The 14921-nt window shown below is 73.9% G+C and carries 14 protein-coding genes; 6 read left to right on the plus strand and 8 right to left on the minus strand.

The features are described 5' to 3' along the window. Position 1: 1 nt before the first annotated feature. On the minus strand, positions 2-1204 hold the full coding sequence (locus Sfr03f_RS03680) for a serine hydrolase (RefSeq protein WP_245967383.1): 1203 nt from the start codon (positions 1202-1204) through the stop codon (positions 2-4). A gap of 32 nt (positions 1205-1236) precedes the next feature. Beyond that, positions 1237-1737, minus strand: coding sequence for a hypothetical protein (locus tag Sfr03f_RS03685; protein WP_108952234.1), 501 nt, complete (start codon positions 1735-1737; stop codon positions 1237-1239). A gap of 167 nt (positions 1738-1904) precedes the next feature. Here Sfr03f_RS03685 and Sfr03f_RS03690 point away from each other — a divergent pair, with 167 nt between their 5' ends. Further along, on the plus strand, positions 1905-2708 hold the full coding sequence (locus Sfr03f_RS03690; protein ID WP_108952235.1) for a helix-turn-helix transcriptional regulator: 804 nt from the start codon (positions 1905-1907) through the stop codon (positions 2706-2708). A 117-nt stretch (positions 2709-2825) separates the two neighbouring features. Here Sfr03f_RS03690 and Sfr03f_RS03695 read toward each other — a convergent pair whose 3' ends face one another. The 3 genes from Sfr03f_RS03695 to Sfr03f_RS03705 form a co-directional block, all read right to left on the minus strand. Next, positions 2826-4163 (minus strand): LAETG motif-containing sortase-dependent surface protein, encoded by a 1338-nt coding sequence (locus tag Sfr03f_RS03695; protein WP_108952236.1) that lies wholly within the window; start codon positions 4161-4163, stop codon positions 2826-2828. A 91-nt stretch (positions 4164-4254) separates the two neighbouring features. Further along, the gene (locus Sfr03f_RS03700; RefSeq protein ID WP_159105532.1) at positions 4255-5907 is read right to left on the minus strand and encodes a sigma-70 family RNA polymerase sigma factor; all 1653 of its coding nucleotides are present in this window, start codon (positions 5905-5907) and stop codon (positions 4255-4257) included. Positions 5908-6054: 147 nt separating this feature from the next. After that, on the minus strand, positions 6055-6957 hold the full coding sequence (locus Sfr03f_RS03705; protein WP_159105533.1) for a helix-turn-helix domain-containing protein: 903 nt from the start codon (positions 6955-6957) through the stop codon (positions 6055-6057). Positions 6958-7379: 422 nt separating this feature from the next. Here Sfr03f_RS03705 and Sfr03f_RS03710 point away from each other — a divergent pair, with 422 nt between their 5' ends. Beyond that, positions 7380-7928 (plus strand): DUF488 domain-containing protein, encoded by a 549-nt coding sequence (locus Sfr03f_RS03710; protein ID WP_108952239.1) that lies wholly within the window; start codon positions 7380-7382, stop codon positions 7926-7928. 86 nt (positions 7929-8014) lie between these two features. Here Sfr03f_RS03710 and Sfr03f_RS03715 read toward each other — a convergent pair whose 3' ends face one another. Then, complete coding sequence (locus Sfr03f_RS03715) at positions 8015-9325, minus strand: metallophosphoesterase family protein (protein WP_108952240.1); 1311 nt, start codon at positions 9323-9325, stop codon at positions 8015-8017. A gap of 667 nt (positions 9326-9992) precedes the next feature. On the opposite strand from Sfr03f_RS03715, the gene Sfr03f_RS03720 reads away from it, so the two are divergent. The 4 genes from Sfr03f_RS03720 (at position 9993) to Sfr03f_RS03735 (ending at position 13092) form a co-directional block, all read left to right on the plus strand. After that, complete coding sequence (locus Sfr03f_RS03720; RefSeq protein ID WP_108952241.1) at positions 9993-10601, plus strand: TetR/AcrR family transcriptional regulator; 609 nt, start codon at positions 9993-9995, stop codon at positions 10599-10601. A gap of 59 nt (positions 10602-10660) precedes the next feature. Beyond that, positions 10661-12010 carry an MFS transporter gene (locus Sfr03f_RS03725; RefSeq protein WP_108953418.1) on the plus strand — a complete coding sequence of 450 codons (1350 nt, stop codon included), beginning with the start codon at positions 10661-10663 and terminating at the stop codon, positions 12008-12010. Between the two features lie 72 nt (positions 12011-12082). Continuing rightward, a complete protein-coding gene (locus tag Sfr03f_RS03730; RefSeq protein ID WP_108952242.1) occupies positions 12083-12421 on the plus strand; it encodes a DUF5713 family protein in 339 nt (112 codons plus the stop codon). Positions 12422-12471: 50 nt separating this feature from the next. Continuing rightward, on the plus strand, positions 12472-13092 hold the full coding sequence (locus Sfr03f_RS03735) for a hypothetical protein (RefSeq protein WP_245967385.1): 621 nt from the start codon (positions 12472-12474) through the stop codon (positions 13090-13092). A gap of 64 nt (positions 13093-13156) precedes the next feature. Here Sfr03f_RS03735 and Sfr03f_RS03740 read toward each other — a convergent pair whose 3' ends face one another. Both Sfr03f_RS03740 and Sfr03f_RS03745 read right to left on the minus strand, forming a co-directional pair. Beyond that, positions 13157-13573, minus strand: a complete 417-nt coding sequence (locus Sfr03f_RS03740; RefSeq protein ID WP_108952243.1) for an ankyrin repeat domain-containing protein — start codon at positions 13571-13573, stop codon at positions 13157-13159. Continuing rightward, entirely contained in the window at positions 13570-14805 is a 1236-nt protein-coding gene (locus tag Sfr03f_RS03745; RefSeq protein WP_108952244.1) for a glycosyltransferase, read from the minus strand. The genes Sfr03f_RS03740 and Sfr03f_RS03745 overlap by 4 nt, the downstream gene beginning before the upstream one ends. Positions 14806-14921: the final 116 nt, after the last annotated feature.

Here is a 14921-nt window from a genome sequence, read left to right on the forward strand (position 1 = left end):
TTCAGCACAGGCGCAGGCCCGGTACCTGGTTCTCCGGAACGTTCAGGTAGATGTTGGTGATGTAGCCACCGTACTGAGGCAGATACGCCCACCAGTCGTTGGTGTAGGGCGGGACGCTGACCTGCTGGCCGCGCGTCTGGCAGGAGACCAGGACCTCGACTCCGGCGGGCAGCGCCGTCAGCGCCCTGGACTCCGTGGTGGCTCCGGCGCGGACGTTGACGCCGCTGCCCCAGGTGCCGATCCAGGTACCCGCCGGGCGCGTCGCACCGGGGACGTTCAGGGAGCGGGTGAGGCGGCCCACGTCGGAGTACGCCTTGCCGTAGGACGTGCCGCTCGGGTGCAGGGTGAGGACTGCCACGACGGAGCGGTCGCCGGAACCGACGACACCGGTGCTGTGCAGGGCCGGGCGGTCGAGGTCGACATCGGCCGCCGCGGAACTGTCGGCGCCGGTGGCTGTGGCTGTGGCTGTGCCGGTGGTCGTGGCCGTGCAGCCGCCCGAAGTGAAGCGCGACCAGCCCTGCTTGACCGCCCAGGGCCGTTCGAAGGCGCCCGGAATGCCGAAGTGCTGGTCGTAGCCGTCGGCGGCGCAACGGGTCGAGGCACGCAGGTTGCCCATGACGTAGTCGCGTACGGCGGTGGGCGCGGTGTCGAGCACGTGGTTGTAGATCTTGACGGTGTCCCGCGCGGACAGAGCGGTGTAGCCCCAGTAGCCGGGATGGGTCGCCGGAGGCCGGGCGGTGTCGGTGAGACCGATCCTGGTGACCATCCGGTCGATGATGGCGCCGCCGCCGTTGGCGGCCCAGAAGTGACTGGCCGCGGCGTCGTCGCTGCCGCGCAGCATGGCGTCGACGAGGGCGCGGTCCTGGGCGGTGAGGGCACCGGGACCGCTGTCGCCCAGAACGTCCAGCGCGATCAGGAGCTTGACGACGGAGGCCGACCGCAGGGGCAGCGAGGGGTTGACCTGCTCGGTGAAGGAACGGGTCTGGCGGTCGAAGACGGCGACGCCCGCCGTCACCCCGGCCGGTATCACGGCACTCGCGGTCCTCGACGCGGTCGCGTGGTCCCGGTGTGGCGCGGCGGCGGCCGGCAGCACGGCCGTGGACAGCAGCGCCGCGAGTGCGGTGCAGAACAGGCCGACACGTGCGGCCCGTCGGGCCGGCCGGCGGTGGACGGTGAGGAAGGTGCTGGTGTGCGGCGAGGTCATGGTCCGTCCCGAAGTCCGTACGCGGTTGGGGTTCACCACCAGGCGGAGCAGTAGGGAATGTTGTCGGCGTTGAGCGAGCCGCACACCCGGAACTGGTACTCCGGATCGGTGCTGGTGCGCTTGAACGGGGTCGTCAGGCTCTGTCCGATGCTCTGGACGACGAACGGGCCGCACTGCAGCCAGGGGTACATCTCGGTGCCGGCGGGGCCTCCCTTGTCCCAGCCGGTGGCCTTCCAGTCCATCCAGACGTCGTCACCCGGGAACGTGACACCGCTGATCTTCCCGAAGGCGATCTGCTGCCCCGCGTACACCCCCTTCTCCAGGGTGAACGTGACGTTGTTGCCCAGCTTGAAGCTCCTGGGCTTGACCGTGTCGCCGGAGGCGTTGTCGGGGTGGTCGCGGAACCCGCGGGCGCCGCCCGTGCAGTCCGACGCGGCGGCCTGGGCGGATCCTGCGGGGCCGGCCACGGTGATACCGGCTGCGAGGGCGCAGACCGCCGTGAGGGAGGCGAATACGGAACGCAGTGGACGCATGTCGATGATGCCCTTTCCGGTGCTTGACGAAGCGGCGTCGGCCGCACCGAACAGTGACCCATCATGGCGCCGACTGGACATCCGGGACCATGGGGAGAAATACGCATGGACAGGCGCCCGTTACCGTGGTGGGGCGCAGTCGACCGTGGCTTTCGCGGGGAGTCGTCATGAGGAACCGGCATGCGCGGATGCTGGATTGGGCGGTGGAGGTCATGACCACCGAAGACCCGGAACGCGTATGGCCGTTCCTCACCGAGGAACTGCTCACGGCGCTCGACGCGACGCTGATCCTGGTCAAGGAGGAACCCTGGACCAGGGAACGGGGCAGCGTCGTGTCCTGGCCGCCCCGTCTGCCCCTGCGGGACCACCACGACGACGAGTCGGTCCAACGCCACATCCGAGGGGGGTACCCCTTCGCCGGCCGATACGGGTCCGGCGGCGACTGGACACCGCAGAGCGCCGCGCGCATCGTGGGGGCGCGGATCTGGCAGCACAGCGCGGCGGCCGACGCTCTCCGCGGGGCGTTCGGGACACGGCACATGCTCGGCATACCGTTCCCGGGCACGGGCCCGCACGTCAGTGGGTTCGTGGTGCACCGCTCGGGCAAGGACTTCTCCCCGCACGACGAGCGGTACGCCGCCCGCGTGCAGCCGCTGCTCAAGGCGGCGGCGACCCACCGCTCCCTGCTGACCGCATTGCGGGAGGGCCCGGGCGGCGACCTGAGGCGGCAGGCCAACCAGTCCTTGGCGGTGCCGCTGACTCCCCGTGAACTGAACGTCCTGCACCTGCTCGCCACCGGAATGCCGGCCGACGCCATGGCGCGCCGCCTGGGCATCTCACCGCGCACCGTGCACAAGCACCTGCACGCGCTGTACCGGAAACTGAGGGCCTCGGACCGGCTGAGCGCGGTGTTGCGCGCCCAGGACGCGGGCCTGCTCGCCCGGGGTGCCGGAGGTGCCCGCATCACGTGATCCGGGCGTCAAGGCCCCGTCGCCTCGGTCCTCTCCCCGACCGCATCGGTTGCGAAGGGCGGATGGCGGCCGGGTCCCGGCCCTCGGGACGACGAGGGCCGGGACCCGGCGAGCGGGTCAGGCGCGCCGGCGGCGGCGCATCAGGGACAGGGCGCACGCGCCGGCCGCGACCAGCGCGACACCGCCGCCGGCCAGCAGCAGGGTGCCGGAGTCACCACCGGTGGCGGCGAGGTTCTCGGAACCCCCGGCCTCGGAGCCCTCGGACCCGGTGACCTTCTCCTGGCCGCCGCTCTTGGCCTCGGCACCGTCGGGCAGGCCGTCGCCCGCGTCGGTGTCCGTCCCCGTGTGCTCCGGGGCGGGGGCGGCGGTCTCCTCGGGGACGTCCGCGACGTCGGAGAGGTCCTCGCCGTTGAGCGAGACCCTGACCGTGACCCCGCCGTCGCCGGAGGAGGTGACGGCCAGGGACACCTTGCTCGCCACGTCCTTGAGGGATGTGATGGCGTCCGCCTCGGCCGGGGCGTCGTTGCCGGCGGTCTTGTTCGCCTCGGTCAGGTCGATCAGCGAGGAGGAGCCGTAGTTGCCCTTGGGCACCCGGTAGGCGTGCACGCCCTCGAGGTTCTGGTCGAAGGAGCCCGCCGCGTGGCGGTACTCGACGACGAGGCGGTCCTCACCCATCGGGATGTCCAGCGCGCGGACGCCGCTGCCCTCGCCGTGCAGCGAGCGCAGCTCGTACGTGCCGGACTCGGCGACCTCGACCGCCTCGCTGTCGTCGAGCCAGCCGGCCCGGATCATCTCGGGCGCGGAGATGCCCATCGCCGGACCGCCGCCGCCCATCATCGACTTGGCGCTGGTGCCGTTCTCCTTGCAGTCGACCAGGTTCCCGTCCGTGCACACGGAGCGCATCTGGTGACCGAGGCCCAGGTTGTGCCCGAACTCGTGTCCCACCACGCCCAGTCCGCTGGCCGTGCCGTAGAGGTTGATCCAGGTGTACGGGCCGGGGACGGAGCCGAGGCCGGCCCAGGAACAGCCGGTCTTCTGCGCGGGGAAGACCATCGACAGGCTGTCGTAGTCCTCGCCCCGCACCAGGCCCTGCTCGGCCAGCGCCTTCTGGGTCAGGGTGTTGATCTCCCCGTGGTCGCAGCTCGCGGCCATCGGCAGCTTGACGGGCCCGACGTACTGGTCGTCGACCACGGGCACCACCTTGTACCGCCCGCGTGACAGCTCGGAGAAGAACGAGGCGAGCGAGTCCTTCTTCGCGCCGAAATAGGTGTCCGGCGTGCTCTCCTTCACCTTGTCGGGGTGCTGGAAGGAGCTGTCGGTGAACTCGACCAGGACGGGCAGCACCTTGCGCTCCACCGTGGCGTCGTCCGCGTGCGCCGTGGTGGGGATGAGGCCGGTGGTCAGCGCGGTGATGCCGGTGGCCAGGGCGATGCGGCCCAGGGCGGATGTCTTCATGGATCGATGTCCTTCAGAAAGGTCTGGGGGAAGTGTTTCCGAAGGGGAGGAGTCCGCCGCCCGCCGACCGTCCCGCTGCTTTGCGATCTCTTTACTCTCCGAGGAGTCCCGGCTCGAAGAGGAACCTCATGGAGTCGGATCCGTAGTAGTAGCGCGTGGTGCCGACGGCGGAGCCGTGCGCCTGGTTCTTGTCCGCCTTGGCCCATTCGACGAGCCCCAGGTAGCGGGTGCCGGTGTCGTCCCGCAGGGCCGCCTGGCCCTGCGCGGTGTCGGTCCACAGGTTCCACAGCTGGGTCGACTGCGCGGCGTCGCAGGGCTGTTGTGTCACCGGTGCGTGGTCCTCGGTGCTGCCGGAGCGCGTCAGGCACTGGCCGGTCGCCTCGTTGCGCACCTGCGTCCGCGCCAGGTCCCCCGCGAACGGCTCCAGCAGCAGCCAGCGTTGCGCCGCGCCGCCGTCGCAGGCGGCCTCCACGGGCCGGACGCCGGCCCGCGCGGAGCCGCCCGGGATCTCCATGCAGCTCTCGGTCGACACGAAGCGCAGGGTGCTCGGCCCGCCCAGGGCGGAGAGCTGCGGACTTGGGGTCGCCGAGGGCGACGGGGACGCGGACTCCTTCGGCGACGGGCTCGCGGTCGCCGAAGGAGTCCGCGGGGCCGGGGGTGCCGGGGAGGTCTGCGGGGCGGCGGAGGACGGTCCGGCGCTCGCCGCGGACGCCGGGCGGTCGGGTTCCTCCCCGCCGCCGGGCCACAGCGCCCAGCCGCCGAACAGCACCGCCGCCGTGCCCGTGGCGAGGACCGCGGCCTTCGCCCCGGTCACCCCGCCGCCCGCGGCGGAACCGGACGCCGTCGCCGTCGTCGCCGCGGCGTGCGCCTCCAGGTAGCCGCGCCCGCCGTACAGCAGGAACGCCGCCGGAAGCACCACGCGCAGCCGCTGGTTGAGGTCGGTCAGCTCCCGGACCGCCCTGCGGCAGCGTCCGCACTGCTGCAGGTGCCGGTCCAGGTGGGCGTCCCGGCGTGGACGGGCCCGCCGCACCGCCGCGGCGAGCCGCCCGCTGCACCTGCGGCACTCCTCGTCGACCGCGCCCTGCTCGGCGTGCGCGGCCAGGTATGCCTCCCGCAGCCCTTCGCGGGCCCGGGCCGTCAACGAGGACACCCCGCTCGGGGCGAGCCCCAGCAGGGTCCCCACCTTCGCCGCGGGTTCCTCCTCGACGACGGAGTGCCAGAGCACCGCCCGCCACCGTTCGGGCAGGGCGCGGAAGGCGGCCGCGATCAGGCCGTCGTCCACCGCGCGCAGCACGTGGTCCTCACCGCTCGGTCCGTGCTCCGCCGTGGCACCGTACGGGGTCGCGGTCTCCAGCCACTCGTCGAACTCGGGGGCGAGGTCGACCCGTCGGGCCCGCTCCGCCCACTCGGCCGCCGTGTGCCGGACGACGGCCAGCAGGTAGGGGCGCCACGCCTCGGTGGGTCCCTTGCCGTCGCGCACCGCCTGCACCGTCCGCGTGAACGCCTCCGAGGCGAGGTCCTCCGCGGAGTGGGAGTCACGGCAGCAGGTGCGGGCGTACGCGAGGACGGCGTCGGCGTGGCGGCGGTAGAGCTCCTCGGCCGCACCCGTACCCGCGTCACCGCCGTCGCGCAGCGCGGCCGTCAACTGCGCGTCCGTCCGTGCGTCACCGGCGAGGCCACCCTGCTCCGGTCGGCTCCGGCCGGCGCCCTGCCGCCTGCGGTCGGTGGCGCTGCGGTTGGTCATGTGCCTGCACTCGATCCGCGTCCGTACGACAATCGGTGCACAGTCTCGCACGGTCATCGGGGAGCGGTGCTCCTGCGGAGTCGCCACCGGCACCGGCACCGGCGACACGGCTCCGGACGCCACGCTCGGCCGGCAAGCCCGCCGATGTCAGCGGCGAAGGGCCGGCGAGCGGCCGCCTTCTGGCACGCACTCCCGGCATCGCTGCGGATCCGGCCCGCGATAACCCCGATCGCACTGCTCGCAGTTGCGCAGCGGATGCCGCTCGGGCAGGCGCTCCGCGGCGGGCAGCGGGACACGCACCGGCATGGGGGCGGGCAGGTCCGCGGTCAGTCGGTACGCCACGAACGCGGCTGGCCTGCGCAGCCCCTCCTCGGGCAGTCCGTGGAGCACCGCCCGCCGAACGGTGTGCGGCGTGGCCTCCCTCTCGAACCAGGCCACGACACCGGGCGTCAGGTGCTCCACATCGCACGCCGACAGCGTCAACTCCGGTGCGTGACGACGCAGTCCGGTGAGCAGCTCCACGGCCCGCTCCACCAACTCCGGCCGGGAGAAGCGCGGTTGCGGCACGGCGGGCAGGGGCTTGCGCTTCTTCCGCCCGGACCCGGACCGTGGGGAACCTCCGGGCGCGGCCGACCCCACCTGTTCTTCCCGCCCCGCTTCGGTTCCGACCCCGAGGGCGGACGGGGTGGACGGGGTGGGCTGCGCGGTCCGGTCGGTCGGCGCGGAGGCCGGTCCCGTCGCGAGGTCACGGCGGCCGGCGGCGCCCGGCTTGTCGCAGTACACGGTCCGCGTGACGATCCGCCCACCGGCGACGCGTGTGCGTTCCCGCCGCAGGTACCCGTGCCGCTCCAGCTCCCGCAGTGCCGCGGCGATCCGGGTCGTCCCCTCGGACCTGTCCCGCGCCAGCGTCTTGATGTCGACCCGCGCCCCCGGCGGCAACGACTGGATGTGGACCGCTACACCCATCGCCGTGAACGACAGGTCCTTGTGCTGCGCGAGGTGGTTGCCCACGACGGTGAAGTGCGAGTCGTGCCGATGCCTCTCGTGCACGACGCCGCCACACCGGGAGGCGTCACGCGCCCGCCCGGTAACATGCGTTTTACCCATCAGGAAGGTTCCGTCTTCCTCGGTGGTCAGGCCCTCGTCCAGGATTGCAGTCCCGGCGGGGGCCGTCTCATGTCTGCTGTTGTCTGGCCCGATCGTAGGCCCGCAAACCACCCTCAACGCGCCCACGTTGGCATATTCACCCACCCGTGTGACGCAAGCCCACGCGGTGCCGTGTCCTGCCGCGTGGGGAGGTGGGAGGGGCTTGGCTGGTCGTCCTTCGACCACCGTTCTTGTCCCTTGGAGCCGCCCGTAGCGCCGGAGCGCGACGACCTGGGTTCCGGTGCTGAGTCGCCTTCCGGCGCGGACCGTGGCCTGTGCGGGTACGCATGACAGGAGGAACGGACGGCACACGGTGGTGGGAGCGTATGGAGACGACAGGCCTGCTCACGTTCGGGCACGGCACCGCCGGGCAGGAGGAGGTGCTGCGCCTGCTCCACGACGCGCACGTCACCGCCGTGGTCGACGTGCGCACCGCGCCGGGCAGTCGCCGCAGTCCCCACCTCGGCCGTGACCGGCTCGCCCGGTGGCTGCCGGAGGGCGGCATCGCCTACCGCTGGGAAGCCGCCCTGGGCGGTTTCCGCAAACCGGCGCCCGACTCTCCCGACGTGATCTGGCGCAACACGTCCTTCCGCGGCTACGCGGCGCACACGCGGACCCCCGACTTCGTCGCCGCCATGGCCACCCTGCTGGAGCAGGCGTCCCGGGTCAGGACCACGGTGATGTGCAGCGAGGCGGTGTGGTGGCGCTGCCACCGGCGGCTGATCGCCGACTACGCGGTGGTGAGCCGCCACGTCCCCGTGCACCATCTGATGCACGACGGCCGCCTCGTGCCGCACCCGCCGACCCCGGGAGTGCGGCTGCGCGACGACGGCCTGCTCGTCTACGACGACACCGCGGAAGCCACCTCTCCGTGAGCCGCGGCCGTCCCCCCTCGTGAGCCGCGCCCGGTCGCCCGGCGGCCGGTCCGCCCGGCGGGGACCCGCCGGGCGGACCGGCGGGCTCAGTGACAGCTGAAGGACTTGTTGGCGAGGCTCGTGCTCAACGTGCAGACCTGGCCCCGCACCGCACCGTCCGTCCGGTGGAAGGTCAGGTCCCAGGTCCCGTTGTTGTCGTGGAGCTGACCGTACCCGTGGACGCCGTCGAGTCCCGCCGGAGGGTTCGAGGGGTTCTCCTCCTGGGTGATCGACCGGTGGACCGGCTGCGGAGGCGTGCCGACGGGCTGTCCGGTGACGTTGGCGTCGATCGGCCCGCGGTCCAGCGGTGAGCCCGAGGAGCCCACGGTCAGCTGGGGCGGACGGACGGTGTCGAAGTCGAGCATCTGGTAGAGGTGGATGTGCCCCGACAGCACCAGGCGCACGTTGTCCGCCAGGCGGTGCTGGGTGGTGCCGGCCACCGCCGCGTCGAGGACCCGGGTCAGCCAGGTCACCGAGCCGGTGGTCTGCCCGGCCGACTTCACCATCCACACCGGCTTGTGGGTGAGCAGGAAGAAGTCCTCGGCCGGACGCTGGCGCGCGGCCTGGTTCACGGCCTGGAACTGCGGGACGAAGGTGTTCACCTGCGCCGTGCTGCCGTTGTCCATGGGGTCGGCGAACGAGGAGTCCACGGAGACGAGGTTCAGCAGGCCGGCGCGGATCGTGGCGGGCGGGGGGAAGCGGCTGCACGTCCCGTTGGCGCGCAGTTCGTCGGCGAGGTACCGGAACCACGCGTCACCGGCGCCTCCGGCCTGTCCCGTGCAGTCCTCGTGGTTTCCCCTGGCCAGCACGACGGGCGCCACGGCCAGCAGCTCTTCGGCGGGCCGGAAGAAGTCCGCCACCACACAGGCCCAGCTCGCCGCCTCGGGGCGCAGCGTGCAGCCCGGGTTCCTGGCCTTGTCGTCCGCCCTGCTCGGATCGTTGCGGTAGAGGTAGTCCCCGGTGTGGACGACGAGGTCGGGCGCCCCACGGGCGATGCTGTTCGCGATCGGGGTGAAGGGCCAGGCGGTCGCGCAGGACTGCGCCGGATCCGCCGGGTTCACCGGCAGTTCGCAGCCGGTGTCGCCGATGACGTCGATGGTGCGGGGACGGGTGGTCGCGGTCCACCTCGGCAGGGGCAGGCGACCGCTCGCGGGATGGAGCGTCGCCGCCTGCACGGTCGTGAGGATCAGCTGCGCGTTGGCCGCTCCGAGGGGGACCGGTGTCTGTGCGCCCGACTCGCAGACGGTGGTGGGGAAGTGTGACCCGGTGGGGGTGCTCACCCGCCGCAGCGGGACGGTCACCTGTGTTCCCAGTGTGTAGCGCAGGGTGGGGCACGTCTGGCTCGTGTCGGTGGACACGTAACGGACCTGTGTGCCGTGGCTGGTCAGCTGGGTCCACGCCCAGGCCTCGCCGCCGGGCCCTCCGCCGGGAGGGGGAGTCGGACTCGGCGAGTGGGGCGGCCTCGGGTGGTGGGGCGGCTTGTGATGGTGGGGCGGCTTGTGGTGGTGCGGTGGTTGGTGATGGTGCGGTGGTTCGTGGGGGTGGGGCGGTTTGTGGTGGTGCGGTGGGGAGGGGCGTGGGTGAGGAGGGGGCCCGGGCGGGGTGGTCGGTCCCGGGGGCGGCGGCCACGCCATCTCGGGCGCCCGGGCCGGGGCAGCCGTGGCCGAGCCGGCCGCGGCCAGCGCACCCGCCACGGCAAGGGCGATGATCCGGTGCATCATGTGTCGGTTCCTCCGTCGGGATGCCCTGGACAGCGGCATCCCGTCGCCGGGCGTCGCCGAGGGCCACACCCGAAAGCGTCACCGAGGCTGTCCGCGCGTGCACCAGTACGGGGACAAACGGGCGAGCAGGGCGCCGGTGGTCGCGTCACGTCGACGTCCGAGGCCGTCGCCTCCCGTACTCGGCGCGCCGCCGCCCCCTCGCCGTGACCGCGTGACCGGACGGGCCCGGGCCCCCACCGCCGTGCGGACGGTCCTCGTCCCGCGGCGGTAGACAGTGTCTACGCGGTGGTGGTAGACACGGCCCATGTCTGGTGAGGGCTCCCTGCGGGAGCGGTTGATCGACGCCGGGGTGGACCTGGTGCTGGCCGAGGGGTCCGCGTCCGTGGGGCTGCGGGAGATCGCGCGCCGGGCGGGGGTGTCGCACGGAGCTCCGCGCCGCCACTTCCCCACGCACCACGCGCTGCTGTCGGCGATCGCCCGGCGCGGCTTCGAGGACCTGGGCGCCCGGTTCGTGGCGGCGGCGGCCGACGTGCCCACGCCGCGCGGTCGGCTGGAGGCGGTCGCGCGGACGTACGTCGGGTACGCGCTGGAGCGCCGCGGCATGTTCGAGCTGATGTTCCGCCACGAACTGCTGGACAGCACGTCGCAGCGGGCGGAGGGGGGACAGCCGCGACTGCGTGAGGCGACGCTGCCGATGTTCCGGCACTTCACGCGGATGGTCGCCGGGTGCCGCCCGGGGCGGGAGGCCGAGGTGACCGCGGCCGCCCTCTGGGCCAACCTGCACGGCGTCGCCCAGCTCTGGGCGTGGGGAAGCCTGCAACTGGCGCTCGGACACGAAGGGTCGGCGGACGAGGAACGCGACCGGCTGGTCATGGCGGTGCTGGACGCCCACCTCGGACCGGTGACCCCGTGACGGCGGTGACCGTGCCCCCGCGGCGTCGGCTCGCCCTCGCGGTCAGCGTGGCCGGCGCGATGATCGTCGCGCTCGACGGCAGCGTCCTGCTCGTCGCGCAGCCCCGACTGGCCGCGGACCTCGGCGCGAGCATGGCGCAGGTCCAGTGGACGAGTACCGCCTACCTGGTCGCGGTGGCCGCCTTCCTCGTCGTCGCGGGGCGGCTGGGGGACCGGTACGGTCACCGACGCCTGCTGCTGGCCGGGGTGCTCGGGTTCGGGGCCGCCTCGGCGGGCATCGCGCTCGTGCCCGGCGTGCACGGGGTGATCGCCCTGCGCGCGGTGCAGGGCGTCTGCGGCGCGATGTTGCAGCCCGCGACGCTCGCGCTGCTGCGGCTGACCTACCCGCCGGACCGGCTCGGCACGCCGATCGCGGTCCGCACCAGCGCCATCGCGGTGGCCGCGGGGGCCGGACCGCTCCTCGGCGGTGTCCTCGTGGCCCAGCTGGGCTGGCGTTCGGTGTTCTGGATCAACGTCCCGGCCGCGCTCCTCATCGCCGCCCTCGTCCTCGCCGTGCGCACGCCGGTGCCGGACAGGGAGCGGACGGAGCGGCTGGACCTTGCCGGGGCCGGGCTGCTCGCCGTCGCGCTCGCGGTCCTGGTCCACGCCCTGGCCGGAGTGCCGGAGCAGGGGTGGGCCGCTGCGACCCTGCTCGAACTCCTCGCCGTCGCCGTCGTGGGGGCGGTGTTCGTGTGCCATGAACGCCGCGTCCCCCACCCCGTCGTGCCGCCCCCCGTGCTCCGGTCCGTGCCGGTGACGGCCTCGCTGGTACTGCTGCTGGTCACCAACACCGGTCTGTTCGGGACGCTCTTCCGGGCCACGTTCCACCTGCAGGACGAACTCCGCCTCGACCCGCTCGGCGCCGGGCTGCGCCTGGTGCCCCTGACCGCGTGCATGATCCTCGGCGCACCCGTGGCCAACGCGGCCATGCGGCGGTACGGGGTGCGCGGCACCGCGGTCGCGGGGTCCGGGCTGGTCGTCGCCGGGATCGCGGCGTTGTCCGTGCTCGGCCCGGCGGGCACCTGGGCGGGCATGGCCGTGCCCTTCGCGGCCGTCGGAGCCGGGTGCGCCACCGTGATGGTCACCGCGACCGGGACCGTGGTCGGCAGCGCGCCGCCCGGATACGCCGGGGTGGTGGGAGGGCTGAAGCAGACAGCCATGAACGTCGGGCCCACGCTCGGCATCGCCGTCGCCGCCGGGGTCGCCGGGACGGCGGTCTCCTCGCTGAGCTCCACGCTCCTGGTCCTGGCCGCCCTCACCGCCCTCGGCCTCCTGGCCGCGTCCCGGCTGCCGCGGGTGGTGGGTGGTGCGGAGTCGGTGGCCGGTGCGGAGGCAGGGGGCGTCCCGCCGGCGTCGACCGTCGCCAAGTAGGCGCGGACCAGCCGTTGTCGGTGGCCTCGGGCAGGATCGGCGCGTCAACTCGGAGCAGAGAGTGGGGGCGTCATGCCGATCGGGAACCAGCAGATGGCAACTCGTGTGTTCCTCGCGGGGATGAGGGACCCGTACTACCCGCAGCCCGTCGTCGACAAGGGCCGGGCGATCCTGCGGCGGCTGTGCGAGCGGGTCGAGGCGGAGCGGCCGTCGGACCTGGCCGCGCTGTACGTGCTCACCCATGCCGCGACGGAGGAGTTCAACGCGCTGGAGGAGGAGTTCGAGGCCGCCGGGAGCGGGATCGAGACCGTCGCGCGCGAAGTGATCGCCGAGGACTTCTGGTTCGTCGCCTCGGCCTACGGCTTCACGGACGCGGACGTGGAGGAACTGATCGCCCCCCGGGAGTGGTGAGGGGGACTCCCGCCGCACGCTTCGCCCGCCCCAGCTGCGACGATGGACCGGTGAACCACATCGCGGGCATCGGTACCGGACCCGGTCACGGCCGGCAGGACACCGCGGAGCCCCGGCGGGCCGAGTCCGGCCGGTGGCCCCTGCTGGAGGCCGCTCTCGCCGCGGTCAACCGCGACCTGTCGGCCACGGTGCCGGGGCAGGACGCGCTGGTCCTGGTCGCGGAGCCGTCCCGTGGCGGGCCGCGCCCTGACCGGCACGTCCCGGAACAGGGCCACGTCCTGGAGCAGGGCCACGAAGTGGAGCACGGCCACATCCCGGAGCAGGTCTACGTGGCGATGCCGGACGGGCGTTGGCACGGCGACAGGGTGAACCATTGGGAGACGGAGGAGCCGGAGCCGGACGATCCGGCGACGGCCCTGGCCGTGGTCGCGGAGGCGGCGCAGTCGACCGTCATGGAGCTGCTGCGGCAGGTCTGGCCGGTCTGCCCCGAGCACGGGTCGGGCGTGCACGTGCGTCCGGCGGGGGCCACCGACGACCGGGACCACGGTCAGGCGGGCGCCGCCGGCCCGCCGGTCTGGTGGTGCGGGGGCGGCCGGGAAGGCCGGTGCCACGACGTCGCCCCGGTGGGGGAGCTGGCGACCCGGCCGGGGACCCGCCGCCTGCCGGAGTAGCGCGCGAGGGAACCGCGGCACCGCCGCCGCGCCCCCGGCAGCAGCCCGGGGGCGCGGTCCCCGCTCAGTCCCGGGCGCCCGCGGCGAGGAGCACCGCGACGGTCTCCGGGTGGGGCCCGGCCCTCGCCCACTCGAGAGGGGAGCGGCCCGTGCCGTGGTCCTCGCGGAGCGCGGGCTCGGCGCCGTGGGCCAGCAGGGCGCGGACCGTGTCGGTGTGGCCCCAGCAGGCGGCCGCGCACAGGGGCGTGCCCTCCGCGCCGTGACCGCTCTCGATGTTCGGGGAGGCGCCGGCGGCCAGCAGGGTGAGGGCGTTGTCCGTGGCTCCGGCGACCGACGCCGCGTACAGGGGCGTGGTGCCCTCGGTGTCGGGGGCGTCCGGGCCGGCCCCGGCCCGCAGCAGGGCGCGGATGCGGGCGCCGTCGCCGCACGAGGCAGCGTCGACGAGACGTCGGGACAGCTTCTTCCGTCGGCGGTTGTTCACTGTGGGCGGCTCCGGTTCGTCTCGGACGCGGTGACGTGGGCGAGCACCGCCCCCGCGCCGTCCTCGGCGGCCATGCGGGAGGCGAGGGCGGCGGCGCGGTGGCGGTAGGACGGTTCGGACAGGCAGGCCGTGATCCCGGCAGCGAGGGACTCGGCGGTGAGGTCCTCGAACGGCAGGGGCGGCGGGGTGACGCCCAGGCCGTGCAGCCGGGCGGCCCAGAACGGCTGGTCGGTCATGACCGGCACGGGCAGCGCGGGGACTCCGGCCCGCAGGCCGGCTCCGGTGGTGCCCGCCCCCGCGTGGTGGACGACGGCGGCGGTGCGGGGGAACAGCCAGTCGTGGGGGAGGTCGCCGACGGCCAGGACGTCGGGGCCGGTGGGGCCGCCGCCCAGTCCGGCCCACCCCGCCTGCACCACCGCGCGCACGCCCGCCCGCCCGACCGCCGAGGTCACCAGCTCGCCGAGCCGTTCGCCCTCACCCGGCGCCATGCTGCCGAAGCCGATGAACACCGGAGGCGGACCGGCCTGGAGGAAGTCGACCAGCTCGTCCGGCGGCTCCCAGCCGTCCGGCCTGGCGGGCCACCAGTAGCCCACCACCTCGGCCCGGGACGGCCAGTCCGCGGGGCGGGGAATCACCAGCGGGCTGTAGCCGTGGAAGACCGGCCCGGTGTCCGCCGGAGCGCCGCGGCCGGTCTCCGGCAGTCCGAGACGGTCGCGAAGCCGCGTGACCGCGCCCGCGAAGGCCGCCTCCGTACGCCGCTCCACGGCCCGGCCGGCGGCGAGGTTGCCCTCGGGCCCCGTGCCGTCGCCGTCGCGGGCGCCGGGCAGCCGGAACTCGCCCGTGGCGAAGGCCGGGACGAGGTAGGTCCCGACGACGGGGACGCCGAAGGCCTCGCCGGCGGTCCGGCTGAGCGGGGACGGGCCGTGGGCGGTCAGCACCAGATCGGTGCCGGCCGTCACGGCGTCCGCCACCCCCTCGGCGACTCCGTCCGCGTACGCCCTGGTCAGGGCCCTTGCCTCGTCCCGTGACGCCGCCCGGGACCACCCGCGGAGCAGCTCCCGCGGGTCTCCCGGGACGGGCCGCAGGCCGAGGCCGCACCCGTTGATCAGCGAGGCGAAGGACGAGTGGGCGGCCAGGGTGACCTCGTGCCCCGCGTCCCGCAGCCGACGCCCCAGCCCCGTGAAGGGCGCGACGTCTCCCCGCGAACCGGCGGTGACGATCAGGATGCGCATGGCGGTGATTCTCCCCCGTGACGTCACCGGGCCGTCGGGCGGACCGGGGTCCGGCGGTGCCACGGGGGGGAAAGAGGCCCGGCGGGGCGAGCGCCGGAGGCCGTGGTGGAACGGTG

This window comes from Streptomyces fragilis, from assembly GCF_003112515.1.
GTDB classification, from domain to species: Bacteria; Actinomycetota; Actinomycetes; order Streptomycetales; family Streptomycetaceae; genus Streptomyces; species Streptomyces fragilis.

Coding starts and splice junctions, on each gene's coding strand:
- Sfr03f_RS03700 (WP_159105532.1), bottom strand. CDS start 5,907: ATGACCAACCGCAGCGCCACCGACCGCAGGCGGCAGGGCGCCGGCCGG.
- Sfr03f_RS03710 (WP_108952239.1), top strand. CDS start 7,380: ATGGAGACGACAGGCCTGCTCACGTTCGGGCACGGCACCGCCGGGCAG.
- Sfr03f_RS03730 (WP_108952242.1), top strand. CDS start 12,083: ATGCCGATCGGGAACCAGCAGATGGCAACTCGTGTGTTCCTCGCGGGG.
- Sfr03f_RS03745 (WP_108952244.1), bottom strand. CDS start 14,805: ATGCGCATCCTGATCGTCACCGCCGGTTCGCGGGGAGACGTCGCGCCC.
- Sfr03f_RS03725 (WP_108953418.1), top strand. CDS start 10,661: ATGATCGTCGCGCTCGACGGCAGCGTCCTGCTCGTCGCGCAGCCCCGA.
- Sfr03f_RS03695 (WP_108952236.1), bottom strand. CDS start 4,163: ATGAAGACATCCGCCCTGGGCCGCATCGCCCTGGCCACCGGCATCACC.
- Sfr03f_RS03720 (WP_108952241.1), top strand. CDS start 9,993: ATGTCTGGTGAGGGCTCCCTGCGGGAGCGGTTGATCGACGCCGGGGTG.
- Sfr03f_RS03685 (WP_108952234.1), bottom strand. CDS start 1,737: ATGCGTCCACTGCGTTCCGTATTCGCCTCCCTCACGGCGGTCTGCGCC.
- Sfr03f_RS03680 (WP_245967383.1), bottom strand. CDS start 1,204: ATGACCTCGCCGCACACCAGCACCTTCCTCACCGTCCACCGCCGGCCG.
- Sfr03f_RS03690 (WP_108952235.1), top strand. CDS start 1,905: ATGAGGAACCGGCATGCGCGGATGCTGGATTGGGCGGTGGAGGTCATG.